Here is a 17,713-nt window from a genome sequence, read left to right on the forward strand (position 1 = left end):
TTATAATATTATCTATAAATATTTCTTTAATTTATATTAAAGAAATAATTAATACAAACAAACCAATGAACGTAAATAGCATATTTATAATCCAAAATCTAACAATAATTTTAGATTCATGTAAACCTTTTAGTTCAAAATGATGATGCAATGGAGTCATATTAAACAATCTACGACCCTTAGTATATTTAAAATATAACACTTGAAATATTACTGACATCGTTTCTAAAATAAATATACCTCCTGTAATCATTAAAAAAAACTCCTGTCTTCCAATTACAGAAATAATACCTAATGCAGATCCTATAGCTAAAGATCCAGTATCTCCCATAAAAATTTGAGCAGGATAACAATTATACCAAAGAAAACCTAATACAGATCCAATAATAGAAAAACAAAAAACTATTAATTCTTTTATATTAAAAAAAACTGGAATATTACAATAATAAATATTACCTATTCCAGAAAACATATAAATAAGTAAACATAAAAATCCAATATTCGTAATAATAGGAAATATAACTAATCCATCTAAACCATCAGTTAAATTTACTGCATTACTACTTCCCATAACCACAATATAATCTAATAAAAGAAAGATAGGCCCAACATCGATACATATACCATTAAACAATGGTATAATCAATTGCGTTTGTATATTATTACAAGAATTAAAATAAAGACATATTAAAGCACCAATTACAATTAACGATTCAAAAAAATATTTACAAGAAACTGATAATCCACCATTTTTATTTTTACATGCAAGTTTCAAATAATCATCTACAGCGCCTACTATCCCAAAACATATAATAACAAATATTGCTATCCATAAATTAAATTGACATAAATCTCCCCAAATCAAACAACTAAAGCAAATAGAAAATATAATTAAAATACCACCCATAGTAGGAGTATCTTTCTTTAATAAATTATTACTATGTTTAGAACATCTAAGAATCTGTCTAATATTAAACTGCTTTAAATATTTAATTATCAAATTACCAAAAAATAAACAAATTAAAAAAGCAGTTATACCGGATAATATTGAACGTAATATTAAAAACTTAGATAAATATAAAATGTAATGATACTTTTTTTTTATCAAAAAACATATTAACCAATAAAACATTAATTATTTTATCAACCGTAATAAATAAATTATGAATAAAAAATAATATTTTTGCATATGATTATTCGATCAATAATGCTCTCACAATATCTTCCATAAAAAAAATTCTAGAACCCTTAACCAAAATAACAGTATCTTTATCAAGATAATAAAATAAATCATAAATTAATTTTTCTTTACACATATAGTGTTTTTCAATATTCATATTATAAAAAATAATATTAGAATTTATAGAATTCAGACCTAAAGTAAATAATAAATCAATATTATAATACCTAGCCATATATCCTATTACCTTATGATGATTTTTTGAAAAACATCCAAGATCATATAAATCACCTAACACTAAAATCTTTTTTCTTCTTTTTACCTTATAAAGCATATTTATTGCTACTAAAACAGAATATAAATTAGCGTTATAAGTATCATCAATAATTAAAGAATTCTTTTTCCCTCTTAAGAATGTCATTCTACCAGAAACACCTCTAAATGTTTCTAAACCATTAACTATTTCAAATAAAGAAATTCCTAAAGCATAACAACAAGCTGCGGCAGCTATAGCATTAATTACAGAATACCTACCAGGAACCTTTAATTTCACATTACTACAGCCAATAGGTAAAACCAAAGTAAATTTGGCATAACCATAATTATCCATTATAATATTTCTAGCATAAACATCAGAACATCTAATATGAGAAAAATATATTATTCTTTTATTCAATAAAAATTCTCTCCAAACAAAGTTATAATATTCCTCTCTATTTAAAATAGCCACACCATCAATTAAATTTAATGATTTATAAATTTCTCCTTTGGTTTTTGCTACATTATATATATTGCCAAATCCTTTAAGATGAGCAGGAGCAATGTTAGTAACTAAAGAAACATCTGGTTTTATTATTTTAGATAAATAATTAATCTCTCCCAAATTAGAAGCTCCTAATTCAAAAACTGCATAAGAATGATAGAACTTTAAATTTAATACACTTATTGGAACTCCAATATAATTATTTAAATTACCTTTGCTAGCAAAAGATGGCTTAGGTAAAATTAAAGAAATCATTTCCTTTACAGTTGTCTTTCCATTACTACCAGTAACTCCAATAATTTTACAAGAAATTAATTTTCTATAATAAGTAGCCAATATTCGTAAAGCACTTAATGTATTATTTACTTGAAATTGAGGTACATTTTTATTATCTATTTCATTGTCCAATTTTTCACATATAACAGCACATGCACCATTTTTCACAGCTTCTTTAATATAATTATTACCATCAAAATTCTTTCCTTTTATTGCAATAAACAAAGAACCAGAACTTACTGTTCTACTATCAATAGTAACATTTTTAATTACTAAAGATTCTTTATAAGAATATCCAAATAATTTCGCTACACTTGATAACTTCATCATAAACTTAATATAATCTTTATTATAATATTATTACAATGATGTTTCATTTTAATAAATAAAATTAAAATTTTATTTATTTAAACTTTTTTTACTTAAAAAAGTAAATAACAAATTAATTTTATTCTCACTGCCATTAATTAATGAAACAATATTATTTTTATGCTTATAAATAAGCAATAAACCAATAAAAAAAATAAGAAATATCTCAATTTTACTTTTAACAATAAAAAATATAATAAAAAAACAAATAAAAATACTAACAATAGATGCTAAAGATGCATAACCAGTTAAAATAAAAATCAAAATCCAAAAAATAAAAATAAAAATAGAAAACTTATAATATAAGAAACTTAAAGAACCAAATGCTGTAGCTATTCCTTTTCCTCCACTAAATTTAAAAAATATAGGATACATATGACCAATGATAGATGCTATACAAATATAAATAATTTTGTTTTGATCTAAATTACAAAATTGTGAAAACAGAACTGGAACTACACCTTTTATAATATCAAAAAATAATACTAATACCCCATATTTAAATCCAAACACTCTAAGAATATTCGTAGCTCCAGGATTTTTTGAGCCTAATAGCCTAGGATCCTTAAAACAAAAAATCTTACTAATCAACAAAGCAAAACATAATGATCCTACTAAATACCCTAATATTAGTAATAAAATAAAAATACCAAATTTCATAAATATGATATTTATCTATAATAATTAATTAAAATAATTACAAGAAAACTATTTTTATAAATAAAATATTTTAAATATTGAATTACAATTCAACTAAAAAATTAAATATAAACATAATTTCTAAAATTAAATATACTTTTTAATATTTTGAGAAAAATTACATAAAACTTCTACATTTGATTCTTCAGCTTGTTTACACCAACACACTAATGCATCAATTAAATCCTTTTGAGAACTTGCAGCAACAAGCCAAATATTCTGTAAAGATATACGAAAATTATAAACTATTTGTAAACGTTTATATCGCTTTAATACAGATTTTAATAAAAATCTAGAATTTGAGGATAAAAAATTATCTTGTAACCGCAATAAATATCTGGCTTTATCCAATAAATATTTATTACGATTTTCAAAACTACTACGTTTCTCATCTTTAAGAATAGGATAAATAACATCATTATAATAACGAGACATAATTTGAAATCTATTTCTAATAACAGCCTTTACCGTATCTAAATCTATATATAATTTACTTTTATCCTTCATTAACTTAGGTGAAACTTTTCTTACTTTAACCATTCTAAAAAAACGTAAAAAACAAATATAAACCCAACCCATATCAAATTCCCACCATTTATTTGAAAATTTTGCTGAAAAAGAAAAAGCATGATGATTATTATGGAGTTCTTCTCCTCCTATCCAAAATCCCCAAGGGAAAATATTCTTAGAACAATCAACACATTCAAAATTTCTATATCCAAAATAATGACCTATTCCATTAATAACACCAGCAGCATGAAAAGGAATCCATAACATCTGAATACCCCAAATGCTAATACCAGGAAACCCAAAAAATAAAATATCTAGAAAAAACATTAATAAAATCCCCTTAGAAGGAAATTTTGAATAAAAATTTTTCTCTATCCAATCTTCCGGGGTATTATGAGAATACTTTTCTATCATTTTTCTATCCATCAAAGATTTTCTATATAATTCTGTTCCATTCCAAAGAACCATACCCAATCCTTCAATCTTAGGACTATGTGGATCTCCTTGTATATCTGTATTTGCATGATGTTTACGATGCACAGCAACCCACTCTGCAGTAACCATTCCAGTTGTTAACCATAGCCAAAAGCGAAAAAAATGACTCATTAAAGGATGTAAATCAATAGATCTATGAGCTTGACATCTATGCAAATAAATAGTAACTGAAGCAATAGTCAATTGTGTTAATACCAACACTGCCACTAGATTACCAAAAAAAGATAAATTTAAAACTCCATAAATCATGAAATAACAATACCTTATATTAAATTACATAAATATAAATTATATACTTCTTTTGTAAAAAAAAATCTATTTTAAAAAAAATTTAAAATAATTAAAAAAATAATACCCTTTTGTAAACTTTTTAAAGTATATAAAAAATATATTACAATTATCACTCATTATAAAATTTTTTATGCCTTTTAAATATTAAAACACTTAAATATAATTTCTTTAAAAACCATTCTTATTACACACAAAATATAATACAATTAAATTTTTCTTAGAAAGAAAAGAATATTATATGTACAAGACAAAAAACATTTTAAAAAAAATAAATAATATTAAAATTATTTTAATATCTTTGTATTATACAATACTAGCATGTTGTCAATCAATAATCAGAAAAAAACTCAATATAATAAATCGCAATTATACCAATAAAATAATTCAATTATGGTCAGAACGATTAATAAAAATTGCAAAAATAAAATATAAAATTTTTAATCCTAAAAATATAAAACCAAAATTAAATCAACCTACTATATTGATGTCCAATCATAGAAGTTTATATGATATACCAATAATTTTTAAAATATTTCCAAAATATTCAGTTAGAATGTTAACCAAAAAAGAACTAACTAAAATCCCTTTTTTTGGAAAAGGAATATTATCATCGGAATTTCCAGTAATCGACAGAAAAAACAAATATAAAGCCATAAAAGATCTAGAATATATGAACAATCTTATAAAAAAAGGAATTGTAATATGGGTAGCGCCAGAAGGAACAAGATCTAAAAATAAAAAACTAATGCCATTTAAAAAAGGTGTATTTATATCAGCAATAAAAACTAAATCAACAATAATCCCTATTGGATTAAAAGGAACTGATAACGTTTTACCAAAAAAAACAATACAAATAAATACTAATCAAAAAATAGAAATACACATTGGAGAACCAATATACTCAAACAAATATAATCTAAAAAATAAAGAAAAACTAATATCAAAAACCTTTAAAAGTATAAAAAAACTAATTAACTAAATAAGATATTACTAATTATTCAAAATATTATTAACAATAAAACAAAATCATACCAAACTACTTAATATAATATAAGTCTATTTTTTTAAAAAAATATCAATTTTAAATCTAATAAAAGTAAATAAAATTTATTTATAAAAGGTTCTATTTTTTATTTAAAAATATATTTTAGACTATTATAGAAATATTATTTACAAACAAATATCTACTAAAACCTTGTACAAATATTAATCAATTAATTTTGATTTAAAAACATTTATTGACAATATAATAAATACTTTGCAAAATACTTTATAATTAATACAAAATATTTTATATATATATCATTTACATTATATTTGGGGTGTAGCCAAGCGGTTAAGGCACAGGGTTTTGATCCCTGCATACCTAGGTTCAAATCCTAGCACCCCAGTTTTTTTAAAATTATAAAATAACAAATCAATTTATATGTCCAAAATGATGCTTTTCACAGGTAACTCTAATCTAAATTTATCAATACAAATATCCAATTATTTAAATATTCCGATTGGAAAAGCCTTAGTTAAAAGATTTAGCGATGGAGAAATTATGGTAGAAATATTAGAAACTGTTAGAGGAAAAGACGTTTTTATATTACAATCTACTTGTGCTCCCGCTAATAATAATCTAATGGAACTATTAATAATGGCTGACGCTCTTAGAAGATCATCAGCTAAAAGAATAATTGCAGTAGTACCTTATTTTGGATATGCAAGACAAGATAGAAAAGTAAGATCATCCAGAGTTCCAATTACTGCAAAAATTATTGCAGATATGATGGAATCAGTTGGAATATGCAGAGTTGTAACTGTAGACTTACATTCAGATCAAATTCAAGGATTTTTCTATATACCAGTTGATAACGTCTATTCAACTAACGTATTATTAGAAGATATAAAACAACAAAAACTCTCTAACATTATGGTAATATCTCCAGATATAGGAGGAGTAGTAAGAGCACGAGCAACTGCAAAATTACTAAACGACACTGAACTATCGATCATAGATAAACGAAGAAATAGCATTAATAAATCTCAAGTTATGCATATAATTGGAGATCCTATTAATAGAAATTGCATAATAGTAGATGATATTATTGATACAGCAGGAACAATCTGTTCTGCTGCAAAAAAACTAAAACAAAATGGAGCTTCAAGTGTAAGAGCATACGTAACACATCCAGTATTATCTGGAAAATCTATATTAAATATAGAACAATCAGAACTAGATGAAATTATTGTAACAAACACAATCCCGCTAAATAATTCAGCAAAAAATACAAAAAAAATAAGAACAATAAGTTTAGCTACGTTATTAGCAAAAACAATAAAAAAAATCAACATAGAAGAAAATTCTAATTTATAGCCTCTACTTATCTTAAAAACTAATAAATTAGACTAATAATATATTTTTTAAAAAAAATATATAAAAAACCTTTATATACAGCTTTTCTAAATATGTAAAAAATAAAAAATTTTTCTCTATGAATTTTAAAAAAATTTATACATAAAATTAATATTTTTATATTAAAAATATATTTATATTGTAAAACACACTACTGATCCTTATTTCTTTCTCTCTTCCATTCTAATTTAATTCTACCTTGTCTATCAATCCCAGAAACAAAAACATCTATTTCTTGACCTTCTTGTAATATATCACTTACTCGTTTTGAACGATCAGGAGAAATCTGAGAAATATGTAATAATCCATCTCTTCCAGGTAAAATCTTAATAAAAGCTCCAAAATCCACAATTTTATTTACTTTTCCTTTATAAGTTTTTCCAACTTCAATATCAGAAACCAATAATCTAATCCGATTCTTAGCTTCTTCTAAAGCAATTTTATCTGTAGAAAATAATTGAACAATTCCATTGTCATTAATATTTATAGACACACCTGTAGTTTCAATCAAACCTTTAATTACTGATCCACCTTTTCCAATAACATTACGAATTTTATCTTTTGAAACCATTAAAGTATCAATTCTAGGAGCATATTTTGATAATTCATCTCTGTTCTTTAATAACACGCTGTACATTGTGTCTAATATTTTCATACGAGCCAATGAAGACTGATTTAAAATCTTTTCAAACATCTCTTTTGTAATTCCCTTAATTTTAATATCCATCTGTAATGCAGTAATACCACTTTTAGTTCCACAAACTTTAAAATCCATGTCACCTAAATGATCTTCATCTCCAATAATATCTGTTAACACAACAAACTTTTCTTCTTCTTTAATTAAACCCATTGCAACACCTGCCACATGAGATTTTAAAGGTACTCCAGCATCCATTAATGCTAAACTAGATCCACAAACAGTTGCCATAGAACTAGATCCATTAGATTCTGTTATTTCTGAAACAACCCTTATAACATAAGGAAATTCTGAAACTTTAGGTAAAACTGCCAATAAACTTTTTTTTGCCAAATACCCATGTCCAATCTCTCTACGTTTAGGAGAACCCAAAATACCAATTTCTTTAACAGCATAAGGTAAAAAATTATAATGTAGAATAAATCTATCCTTAATATCAATTGAAAATAACCTATCTATAGTTTGAGCATCTCTATCATTTCCTAATGTCACTGCTACAATAGCTTGTGTTTCTCCTCTAGTAAATAATGCAGATCCGTGAACCCTTTCTAAAAAATTAGTCTTAATACTGATAGGTCTAATTTCTTCACAAGTTCGTCCATCAATTCTCAGCTCTCCATTAATTATTCGATTACGAATAATAAATCTCTCCAAAACACAAAACATCTTTAATATAACATCCTCAGTAATATCTTCATTACAAAAATTTAATATAAGATTTTTCTTAGTATCTCTTAAAAATAACTGCCGATCCACTTTATTTTTTATCGAATAAGCTTTTAAAATCTCTTTCGAAATAGATTCAGACAATTGTTTATATAATTTTTGTTCATCAATATATTCTTTAGAACTAATATTGCAATCAACATAATTTCTATCAGACAAACATTCTTCTGCAAAGTCTTTAATCATTAATATCAAATCCTGCATTATCATATGTCCAAAAAACATAGCTCCAAGAATAATCTCTTCACTTAGTTCATTAGACCTAGAATCAACCATTATGATAGAATCTTTAACACCAGAAACAACCAAATCAAGATCAGATTCTGAAATAACCTTATAACTAGGATTTAACAAATAAATACCATTTTTATATCCAACTCTAATAGAACCAACAGGCTCATTAAAAGATAATCCAGAAATCATTAATGCTGCAGAAGAACCAATAATAGATAAAATATCAGATGGAACCTCAGGATTTAATGACATAACTGTAGCAATAATCTGAATTTCTTCATTAAATTTACTATCAAAAATAGGTCTTAAAGATCTATCAATTAAACGAGAAACTAATATTTCATACTCACTTAATCTCCCTTCTCTTCTATTATAACCACCAGGTATCTTACCTGCAGAAAAAGTTTTTTCTTGATAATAAACTGTCAAAGGAAAAAAATCTTTATTTTTTATTTCATCTTTTCTAGAAACAACAGTAACCAAAACCTGTGTTCCTCCCATGCTTACAAAAACAGAACTATCAGCCTGTCGAGCAATCTCTCCAGTTTCAATCGTTAAAATATGATTTCCGTACTGTATTTTTTTAGCAACTTTCATTTCAACACGCTACCTCTTAAACATTTAATTTTAAAAATCAATAATCAATATTTATAATAGAATAAATATTTTTAATATATTAAAATCTTATTAAAAAACATTTTTTTACTTTAGAATAAAAAGGCGCATCTATATACATGCGCCTTTTAAAATTTAAAAACTAATAATAAATATAAACATTTACTTTACTTTATATATACAAAAAGTTAATAAGAATCTCTCAAATTTAAGTTGTCAATAATTTCCTTATATTTATCTATATTAGTTCTTTTTAAATACTTTAACAATTTTTTACGTTTATTAACTAATTTCTTTAAACCAAGTTTTGAATGAAAATCATTCCTATTATTTTTAAAATGATCAGTTAAATATTTAATACGACTAGTCATTAAAGATATTTGTACATCTACAGATCCAGTATCATAATTAATATTTTCTTTTACAATATAAGAATCATTAGATATCTTTTGATTTACACTAACCAAAACTCCCCCCACTATCTATCAAAAATAATAAAAAAATTAAACCTTTTATTTCATTTTAAAATAATCGAAAAAGAGTGTCAAGAAAATATGTCTACAATAAAATAAAACTTTTTCAAGTTTAAATATATTTAAAAAAAATGTATAAAACATAAATTTATAAAACCTATAAATCAAGATTTTTAAATAGATACTTAATACTAATATCTCCATTGTCACTTAACTTACCTAATCCTATAAAAACATTCTTTTCTCTATTATAAATACGAACATACCTTTCAAATAAACAATTTTTATTTTTTAATATTTTTCCAGTATATAAAGATATAATGTCATCTTTATCAAGATATACAATAGGATAATTCATTACAGAACATTCTGTCGATATAAGATAAGATAATAATTCACTATATGTTTTATTTTTTAAATCCGAAAAATTTATTAAAAAATCTTTTTTAAAAATATCTATATACACACGGTGTAACCCTACAACATGTGCATCAACACCTAAATACAATCCTATATCTTCAACCAATGTACGGATATAAGTACCCCTACTACAACAAACATTAAGTATAAAATATCTACCATCAAAATATATCAAATTTAATTTTGATATAAACACATCACGAAATTTTCTGCTTAATATTTTACCTTTTCTAGCATATTTATATAATGGAATACCATTATATTTAATAGCAGAATACATTGGGGGGCGTTGTTTTATACCTCCTATAAACTTATTTAATACATCAATTAATTTCGAAATTTTTATTCCCAAACAAGCAGTATTGGTTCTAATAATTTCTCCAAAAGAATCTAAAGTTGTAGTTTTTATGCCTAACAAACCAACTACCTGATAAAATTTTTTTGAATTTACAATATATTGACTAAACTTAGTAGCTTCACCAAAGCATAAAGGTAACATCCCACTAGCCATAGGATCTAATGTTCCAACATATCCAGCTTTCTTAATTCCATAAATCCTCTTAATCTTTTGTAAGAAACAATTAGAAGTTATCCCTACAGGTTTATTCATAAGTAAAATTCCATTTATTTTACACATAAAATGTATACTATCACTATTGATAAATATTCATAAAAAATCATTTTATTCTACTAACAACATTAATATTTTCGATTAACTTTAATAATCTTCTAGAATATTCTATATTTTTATCATATATAAAATATAATTTCGGAACAGTATAAATTCTTAATAACTTTGATAACTTATTTCTTAGATAATTTGCAGAATGATTAAGAATTTCTACTGCTAACTTTTTATTCTCATCACAAACAGTAAAGTATACTTTAGTATAACTTAAATCTTTAGATACTTTTACAAAAGTAATTGTAATGAACTTAGGCAATTTAGGATTATCTAAAACCTTATAAATCAAAATAGATAATTCTCTCTGTATAACAGAAGCTATTCTGTCAATTCTTTTGAAATCACTACTCATAAGAAATAAAATAAATTTTAATTTAATACCATAATAAAAAATATATAACTTTTAATCAATTATTTTATAAGAATTTATAATATCACCTAATAAAATATTAGTATAATTTCTAAAACTTATTCCACATTCAAATCCTTCTCTAATCTCTACTACATTTTCTTTAAATCTCTTTATGTTATCTAACATACCACTATGCACTACAATATTATTGCGTAATACTTTAATAGGATGACATTTATTGATAACTCCATTATTTACTAAACAACCAGCAATAACTTTAAATTTTGATACATTAAATACTTCTTTAACTGTAGCAAACCCCATCAAGATCTCTCTAGATTGTGGAATAATCATTTTACTTAACAATGATTTAACGAAATTCTCAACATCATAAATCACACTAAAACAATATAAACATATTGAATTATCTTTTAATAACTTTTTTATAAAATTATCTGATTTAACATTGAATCCAATAATAATAGCATTAGAAACAATAGCTAAATGAACATCAGACTCAGTAATATTTCCAACTCCACTAAATATAATTTCTATTTTTACCGTATCCGTTGATAATTTTAATATTATATTAGTTACAGCTTCTATTGATCCATAAACATCTGACTTCAAAATAATATTTAATTTTTTAATGTCAGAAAATAAAATCATATTCTTTAATGAATCCTTAGTAAAAGGTATTCTTTCATTAAACCTTTTTATATTTTGATATTTTCTTTTCTTACATAAAAGTATTTCTCTAACTTTTTTTTCATCATTCACCACAACAACCTTATCCCCGGAACAAGTAACATGTGGTATTCCTAAAATACTTACTGGTATAGAAGGTTTAACACTATCCAAACAAATTCCATTGCCATCTAATAAAGCTCGCACTTTTCCATATTTTAAACCAGCCAAAATAAAATCTCCTTTATATAAAATACCAGTTTTCATTAAAACCATAGAAATAGGACCCTTTCCTTTATCAATATATGATTCTACTACAACACCTTCAGCTCTCTCTCGTGTAGAAACCTTTAATTCAAGTAAATCAGATTGTAATAAAATTGCATCTAATAATTTATTAATACCAGTACCAAATTTAGCTGATATATTTATATACATTGTATTTCCACCCCATTCTTCTGGGAGAAGATCATAAGCAGACAATTCATGCATAATACGATTTAAATTAACATTTTCACATTTATCAATTTTATTAATTGCAACAATTATAGGAGCATTACTTTTTTTTGAATGTTGTATTGCTTCTATAGTTTGAGGTTTGACTCCATCATCTGCCGCCACAACAAGTACTATAATATCGGTAATTCGAACACCTCTTTCTCTCATAGAAATAAAGGCAGAATGACCTGGTGTATCCAAAAAAGTAATAAATTTATTTAAATAATTAATATGATAGGCAGAAATATGTTGGGTAATTCCTCCTTTCTCAAAATGAGCAACATTTGTCTTTCTTATATAATCAATCAATGATGTTTTTCCATGATCAACATGACCCATTATAGTAACAATAGGAGGTCTAATCGTTATAAAATTTAAATTATTTACATTAATATTCTTTTTTTCTACAATATTATTTTTTAATATATCTTCAATAGTGTTTTCTTTTTCTAATATAAATTTATGCCCCATAGACTCAACAATAATAGAAGCTGTACTTTGATCAATAATTTGATTTATAGTTACGATACTACCTAAATCCATCATAACTTTAACAATTTCAACTGCTTTTACCGACATTTTTTTAGCGAGTTCTAGAACAGAAATACTCTTTGGTAAAAAAATTTCTTTCTCAATAGACTTACATGGTTTTTCAAACCCATGATTTACCAACAAATTTGTATTCTCAGAATGTACATTAATTTTATTTTTTACATAATTTTTTTTTGATTTATTTATTTTTTTTAATCTACTAACCAATTTTTTATCATTCTCATCATCTAAATTCATATAGTGTTTAACACTCATTTTTCCAATTTTAAACTTTATATCTTTTTCTAAAATAGTCTTATTAAAACTCTTCTTTTTATTTTTTTCAAATTTTTTATCTTCCATTTTTTTTAAATAATTATTACCAATATTAGAAATCATTTTTTTATTATTTTTTAAAAAAAATTTTCTATTATTATGTATTTCAATGAAGTTACTATCATCTTTTCTAATAAAAGTATCTTTCTCATGCAATTTAATTTGATTTTTTATATTAAAAATTTTTTTTGTTACAATATTACGATTACCATTTATCCAATCTAAATTCATATTTAAATTTTTTTTATCATCACATTTTTCAACAATTGAAACATCTTTTAAATTTATTTGACAATCCTTAGTTTTCACAAATAAATCTTGATCCATATATATTTTTTTTTTACGAATTTCAACATTAATTTTTTTTCCACCAATGCATATATCATTCTCTATTTTATTCTTAACAATACTTTTATTTTTAAATAAATTTAAATTATTTTTTACATTTATTTTTGAATTCAAATAAAATTTTTTTTTTAAATCATTCAAATAATTAAGCAAAATACCCTTTTGTTCTTCAGAAACTAATTGATGAGAATCACTAAATGATAAACCAGCTTCTTTAAATTTTAATAATAAACGTTCAACAGAAATCCCAACAATCTTAGCTAACTGTTTTACTGTTAAATCTGACATATATAATATTCCTAAAATTAATAATAAATACCAACCATTATCTCATATAAACTAATAAATATATCTTTCACAAAATAACCAATTTATATTTTTTATATAAAACTATTATTATTTTAAATAAAAACAATAAACAATAAATAAAAAAAAATTCTGATATATTACCTGTAATATAGTAGTCTATACACTACATAATATGTATATTACAGACTTACTCAAACCAAGATTTTCTTGCTTGCATAATTAAATCAGCTGCTTTTTTTTCTGTCATTCCATTTTTTAAATTAAATAACTCATCTACAGAACATTCCGCCAATTTATCCATAGTTGTTATACCAATGGAAAGTAAATAATTGGCTATTTCTTTAGTCATTCCCTGCATCCCTAATAACTCTGATGACAGAACTTTATTTTCCTTACTACATTCTTTAAATTCCTCAGAAGCCAATGCTTTTGTTAACAATACATTATGTGCATGCTTTTTTAAATTATCAACAATCTCTTCATTCAATCCACTAATAACTAATAATTCTTCCTTTGGAAGATAAGCAATTTCCTCTAACAAAGAAAAACCATGATCAACTAATAATCTCGCTATTTTTTCATTAATACATAAATTAGACATAAAAAAATTAACAATAGTATTAGATTCTTCTTTCCCTTTATTATTAAAATCTTCAATAGTCATCACATTTAAAGACCATCCAGTTAATTGGCTAGCTAATTTCACATTTTGTCCATTCCTACCAATAGCTTGAGATAATTGTTCTTTTTTTACTGCTAAATCCATAGAATGAGCATCTTCATCAACAACAATGGAAGTTACTTCAGCTGGTGCCATAGCATTAATAACTAATTGAGCAGGATTATCATCCCATAATATAATATCTACCCTTTCACCAGATAACTCACTAGAAATAGCTTGTACACGAGAACCCCTCATTCCAACACAAGCACCAACTGGATCAATACGACCATCATTAGTTTTAACAGCAATCTTTGAACGATTTCCAGGTTCCCTAGCAGATGCCTTAATAGTAATAATATTTTCTCCAATCTCCGGTACTTCGATCTTAAATAACTCAATTAACATACCATCCCTAGTTCTACTAACAAATAACTGAGGACCACGAATTTGAGAAACAATATCATACAAATAAGCACGTACTTTATCATTAGGTCTAAAAACTTCATTTGGCAATATTTCATTACGAGACATATATGCTTCAGCTTTTCCACCTAAATCAACAATAATACTATCACGAGTTACTTTCTTTACAGTACCATATACTAATTGACCTAATTTGTCACTAAATTGATCAATAATTTGTTTTCTTTCCGCTTCACGAACTTTCTGTATAATAATTTGCTTAGCAGTTTGAGCTGCTATACGACCAAATTTAACGCAAGGCATTAATTCTTCTATTATACCTCCTAACTCAACGCGTGGAACATATTCTTTTGCTTTACTTAAAACAATTTGTTTTTCTGGAAATTCTAAATTTTCATCAGAAACTACTTCCCAAAAACGAAACGTTTTATATTCTCCAGTTTTAGAATCAAGCTGTACTCTTACATTAATATCTTTGTCACTAAATTTACGAGTAGCCGATTCAAGAGCCAATTGAATTGCTTGTAATACTACATCCCTATGTACTCCTTTTGCATTTGATAAAGCTTCTGCTACTAATAACAGTTCCTTACTCATAATTAAAATACCTCTCTTGCATACCTATTTAATATACTCTATTTTATTTATAAAATAGTATTTATACTCTTATATTCTTCTTTTTATTTCAAAATTAACAATATTAAAACACTAATATAAATTATTTCACACAATATTTGATATACATGATAAATCTATTCAAAAAATAAATAATATACCTAATATCAATTATTATTCCTATATCATAGTAAGATACTTTTTATCATCAAATATTTATTAATTTCTAAAAAAAATATCTATAAACACATATTTTCTTTCATTAACTATTTTTACAATCAAAAAAATACTATTTTTACTCTTATTTTTCACATAACCTATAAAAAAATACTAATTTCTACCTACTAGAAATAAATATAAAAATTATACAAACTTAAAATCATATACTTTCCTATATAACAAAAAACCCCAAATTAAATGGGGTTTAATAAACTTTTTTGGTAGCGGGGATAGGATTTGAACCTATGACCTTCGGGTTATGAGCCCGACGAGCTACCAAACTGCTCCACCCCGCAATTATAATAAAAGAATGAGTATATCGCATCATTATAATATATAGCAAGCATTATATTTATCTTAATCTCTTATAAAGTAACAAAATTTTATATAACTAAAACTAATTATTTAATTTTTTTCTAATAAAACATTATTAATGTGAAATATTGGTACAAATATTTATTAATATAGAAGGAAAAACCCCTAAAATCATTAGAAATAAACAATGAACAAAGAATATTATTCTTACAACTTTACAAGATTTAACAAAATTAAACTGACCATTAAAATCATCAAAATAAATTATTTTAATAATATATATATAATTAAATAACCCAATCACTGAAAACAATAAGCTAAAAATAGCTATCCAAAATAAATGATTTTCAACCAAAATTTTTAAAACATAAAATTTAGCAAAAAAACCAATTGTAGGAGGAATACCAGCAATAGAAAAAATTACCGTCAATATAAAAAAAGCCAACAAAGGATCTACACTATTTAAACCTCTCAATTCATAAAAAAATCTTATATTCTTATCACAAACAACAGATAATACTATCAAAAACCCAAAAAAAGCTGATACTGCTAATAAATAAAATATAAAATAATAAATAACAGCACTATAATTAATATTAATTTTATATAACAAACCTAAAACAGAATAACCAATATGAGAAATAGATGAATATGCTAAAAATCTTTTAATATCACTTTGAAAAATAGCTAATATATTTCCCATACCTATAGAAAATAGTAATATAATTAAAAAAAATAACTTCCATTGAAAAAAAATATTACTATAATAATTTGGAATCAAAAAATGTAACAATACTCCTAAAATAGATATTTTAGGAACAGTACTAATAAATAAAGCTACTGGAATTGAAGATCCCTCATAAACATCAGGAGCCCACATATGAAAAGGAGCAATTGATAATTTGAAACTAAAAGTAGATAAAATCAATATCGAAGCAAATATAAGTAACATTTGACTTTGTTCTAAATTTCCAGATTTTATAATTTTAAAAACACTTACTAAATCTAATTTTCCAGTTAAACTGTACAATAAAGAAACACCATATAATAATAATCCAGAAGCAATAGCACCCATAAAAAAATACTTTAAAACTGCTTCAATTTCATCATTTCCAATACAAAAAATCGCAATCATAACATATATAGGAAAAGACAACAATTCTAATCCAAGATAAATAGTTAAAAAAGAATAAGAAGAAACTAAAACCATCATTCCTAAAACAGAAAATAAACTTAAAACATAATATTCTGAAACATAATTTAAATTATATTTAGTAACATAAAACCAAGAATATAAAAAAAATATGAAAGCAAAAAAATAAATACATAATTTTATTAGCTGAACTAATTTATCATTAATAAAAAAATTATCAATAAAAAATAACTTTTCATTCTTTAACAAAAAGAAACTAAAAATAGTCGATATAAATAATCCTAATATAGAAAATATTAAAGTAAATTTATTTACCAAAAGTTTATTATTTACAAACAAATTTATCAATAATATTAAACATGCTGTAACTAATATTACTATTTCCGAAGAAAAAACAATGTAAGAACTATTACAATACAACATACTCAT

General features: G+C 24.2%; 13 protein-coding genes and 2 tRNA genes. 3 read left to right on the forward strand and 12 right to left on the reverse strand.

Translation table 11 applies throughout. From position 1 onward, the window contains the following. Window positions 1–31 precede the first annotated feature (31 nt). The 4 genes from mraY to RQL38_RS00970 form a co-directional block, all read right to left on the reverse strand. Window positions 32–1,132: a phospho-N-acetylmuramoyl-pentapeptide-transferase gene (gene mraY / locus RQL38_RS00955; protein ID WP_338521874.1), complete on the reverse strand. Its 1,101-nt coding sequence runs from the start codon at window positions 1,130–1,132 to the stop codon at window positions 32–34. A 61-nt stretch (window positions 1,133–1,193) separates the two neighbouring features. Further along, window positions 1,194–2,549, reverse strand: a complete 1,356-nt coding sequence (locus RQL38_RS00960) for a UDP-N-acetylmuramoyl-tripeptide--D-alanyl-D-alanine ligase (RefSeq protein ID WP_338521875.1) — start codon at window positions 2,547–2,549, stop codon at window positions 1,194–1,196. A 69-nt stretch (window positions 2,550–2,618) separates the two neighbouring features. Next, the gene (plsY, locus tag RQL38_RS00965; protein WP_338521877.1) at window positions 2,619–3,248 is read right to left on the reverse strand and encodes a glycerol-3-phosphate 1-O-acyltransferase PlsY; all 630 of its coding nucleotides are present in this window, start codon (window positions 3,246–3,248) and stop codon (window positions 2,619–2,621) included. Window positions 3,249–3,374: 126 nt separating this feature from the next. Then, window positions 3,375–4,541: a DesA family fatty acid desaturase gene (locus RQL38_RS00970; RefSeq protein WP_338521879.1), complete on the reverse strand. Its 1,167-nt coding sequence runs from the start codon at window positions 4,539–4,541 to the stop codon at window positions 3,375–3,377. A gap of 280 nt (window positions 4,542–4,821) precedes the next feature. On the opposite strand from RQL38_RS00970, the gene RQL38_RS00975 reads away from it, so the two are divergent. The 3 genes from RQL38_RS00975 (at window position 4,822) to RQL38_RS00985 (ending at window position 6,945) form a co-directional block, all read left to right on the forward strand. Next, window positions 4,822–5,562: a lysophospholipid acyltransferase family protein gene (locus RQL38_RS00975; protein WP_338521881.1), complete on the forward strand. Its 741-nt coding sequence runs from the start codon at window positions 4,822–4,824 to the stop codon at window positions 5,560–5,562. A gap of 339 nt (window positions 5,563–5,901) precedes the next feature. Continuing rightward, a tRNA-Gln gene (locus tag RQL38_RS00980) sits at window positions 5,902–5,974 on the forward strand. Window positions 5,975–6,009: 35 nt separating this feature from the next. Next, a complete protein-coding gene (locus RQL38_RS00985) occupies window positions 6,010–6,945 on the forward strand; it encodes a ribose-phosphate pyrophosphokinase (protein ID WP_338521883.1) in 936 nt (311 codons plus the stop codon). Between the two features lie 190 nt (window positions 6,946–7,135). On the opposite strand, the gene pnp is transcribed toward RQL38_RS00985, so the two are convergent. The 8 genes from pnp to RQL38_RS01025 all read right to left on the reverse strand — a co-directional run bounded on the left by pnp (window position 7,136) and on the right by RQL38_RS01025 (window position 17,707). Then, window positions 7,136–9,238 (reverse strand): polyribonucleotide nucleotidyltransferase, encoded by a 2,103-nt coding sequence (gene pnp / locus RQL38_RS00990; RefSeq protein ID WP_338521885.1) that lies wholly within the window; start codon window positions 9,236–9,238, stop codon window positions 7,136–7,138. 206 nt (window positions 9,239–9,444) lie between these two features. Then, window positions 9,445–9,702 carry a 30S ribosomal protein S15 gene (gene rpsO / locus RQL38_RS00995; protein ID WP_338521985.1) on the reverse strand — a complete coding sequence of 86 codons (258 nt, stop codon included), beginning with the start codon at window positions 9,700–9,702 and terminating at the stop codon, window positions 9,445–9,447. Window positions 9,703–9,886: 184 nt separating this feature from the next. Then, a complete protein-coding gene (gene truB, locus RQL38_RS01000; RefSeq protein WP_338521887.1) occupies window positions 9,887–10,786 on the reverse strand; it encodes a tRNA pseudouridine(55) synthase TruB in 900 nt (299 codons plus the stop codon). Window positions 10,787–10,826: 40 nt separating this feature from the next. Next, window positions 10,827–11,186 carry a 30S ribosome-binding factor RbfA gene (gene rbfA, locus RQL38_RS01005; protein WP_338521888.1) on the reverse strand — a complete coding sequence of 120 codons (360 nt, stop codon included), beginning with the start codon at window positions 11,184–11,186 and terminating at the stop codon, window positions 10,827–10,829. A 51-nt stretch (window positions 11,187–11,237) separates the two neighbouring features. Then, window positions 11,238–13,874 (reverse strand): translation initiation factor IF-2, encoded by a 2,637-nt coding sequence (infB, locus tag RQL38_RS01010; RefSeq protein WP_338521890.1) that lies wholly within the window; start codon window positions 13,872–13,874, stop codon window positions 11,238–11,240. 208 nt (window positions 13,875–14,082) lie between these two features. Continuing rightward, a complete protein-coding gene (gene nusA, locus RQL38_RS01015; RefSeq protein WP_338521892.1) occupies window positions 14,083–15,579 on the reverse strand; it encodes a transcription termination factor NusA in 1,497 nt (498 codons plus the stop codon). Between the two features lie 456 nt (window positions 15,580–16,035). Continuing rightward, a tRNA-Met gene (locus tag RQL38_RS01020) sits at window positions 16,036–16,112 on the reverse strand. A gap of 134 nt (window positions 16,113–16,246) precedes the next feature. Further along, window positions 16,247–17,707, reverse strand: coding sequence for an NADH-quinone oxidoreductase subunit N (locus RQL38_RS01025; RefSeq protein ID WP_338521894.1), 1,461 nt, complete (start codon window positions 17,705–17,707; stop codon window positions 16,247–16,249). Window positions 17,708–17,713: the final 6 nt, after the last annotated feature.

This window comes from Candidatus Legionella polyplacis (genome assembly GCF_037013735.1).
Taxonomy (GTDB): Bacteria; Pseudomonadota; Gammaproteobacteria; order Legionellales; family Legionellaceae; genus Legionella_E; species Legionella_E polyplacis_A.

Excerpts from the sequence above, each read along its gene's own strand:
- mraY (WP_338521874.1), bottom strand. The coding sequence starts at position 1,132 with ATGTTTTATTGGTTAATATGTTTTTTGATAAAAAAAAAGTATCATTAC.
- RQL38_RS00960 (WP_338521875.1), bottom strand. The coding sequence starts at position 2,549 with ATGATGAAGTTATCAAGTGTAGCGAAATTATTTGGATATTCTTATAAA.
- plsY (WP_338521877.1), bottom strand. The coding sequence starts at position 3,248 with ATGAAATTTGGTATTTTTATTTTATTACTAATATTAGGGTATTTAGTA.
- RQL38_RS00970 (WP_338521879.1), bottom strand. The coding sequence starts at position 4,541 with ATGATTTATGGAGTTTTAAATTTATCTTTTTTTGGTAATCTAGTGGCA.
- RQL38_RS00975 (WP_338521881.1), top strand. The coding sequence starts at position 4,822 with ATGTACAAGACAAAAAACATTTTAAAAAAAATAAATAATATTAAAATT.
- RQL38_RS00985 (WP_338521883.1), top strand. The coding sequence starts at position 6,010 with ATGTCCAAAATGATGCTTTTCACAGGTAACTCTAATCTAAATTTATCA.
- pnp (WP_338521885.1), bottom strand. The coding sequence starts at position 9,238 with ATGAAAGTTGCTAAAAAAATACAGTACGGAAATCATATTTTAACGATT.
- truB (WP_338521887.1), bottom strand. The coding sequence starts at position 10,786 with ATGTGTAAAATAAATGGAATTTTACTTATGAATAAACCTGTAGGGATA.
- rbfA (WP_338521888.1), bottom strand. The coding sequence starts at position 11,186 with ATGAGTAGTGATTTCAAAAGAATTGACAGAATAGCTTCTGTTATACAG.
- infB (WP_338521890.1), bottom strand. The coding sequence starts at position 13,874 with ATGTCAGATTTAACAGTAAAACAGTTAGCTAAGATTGTTGGGATTTCT.
- nusA (WP_338521892.1), bottom strand. The coding sequence starts at position 15,579 with ATGAGTAAGGAACTGTTATTAGTAGCAGAAGCTTTATCAAATGCAAAA.
- RQL38_RS01025 (WP_338521894.1), bottom strand. The coding sequence starts at position 17,707 with ATGTTGTATTGTAATAGTTCTTACATTGTTTTTTCTTCGGAAATAGTA.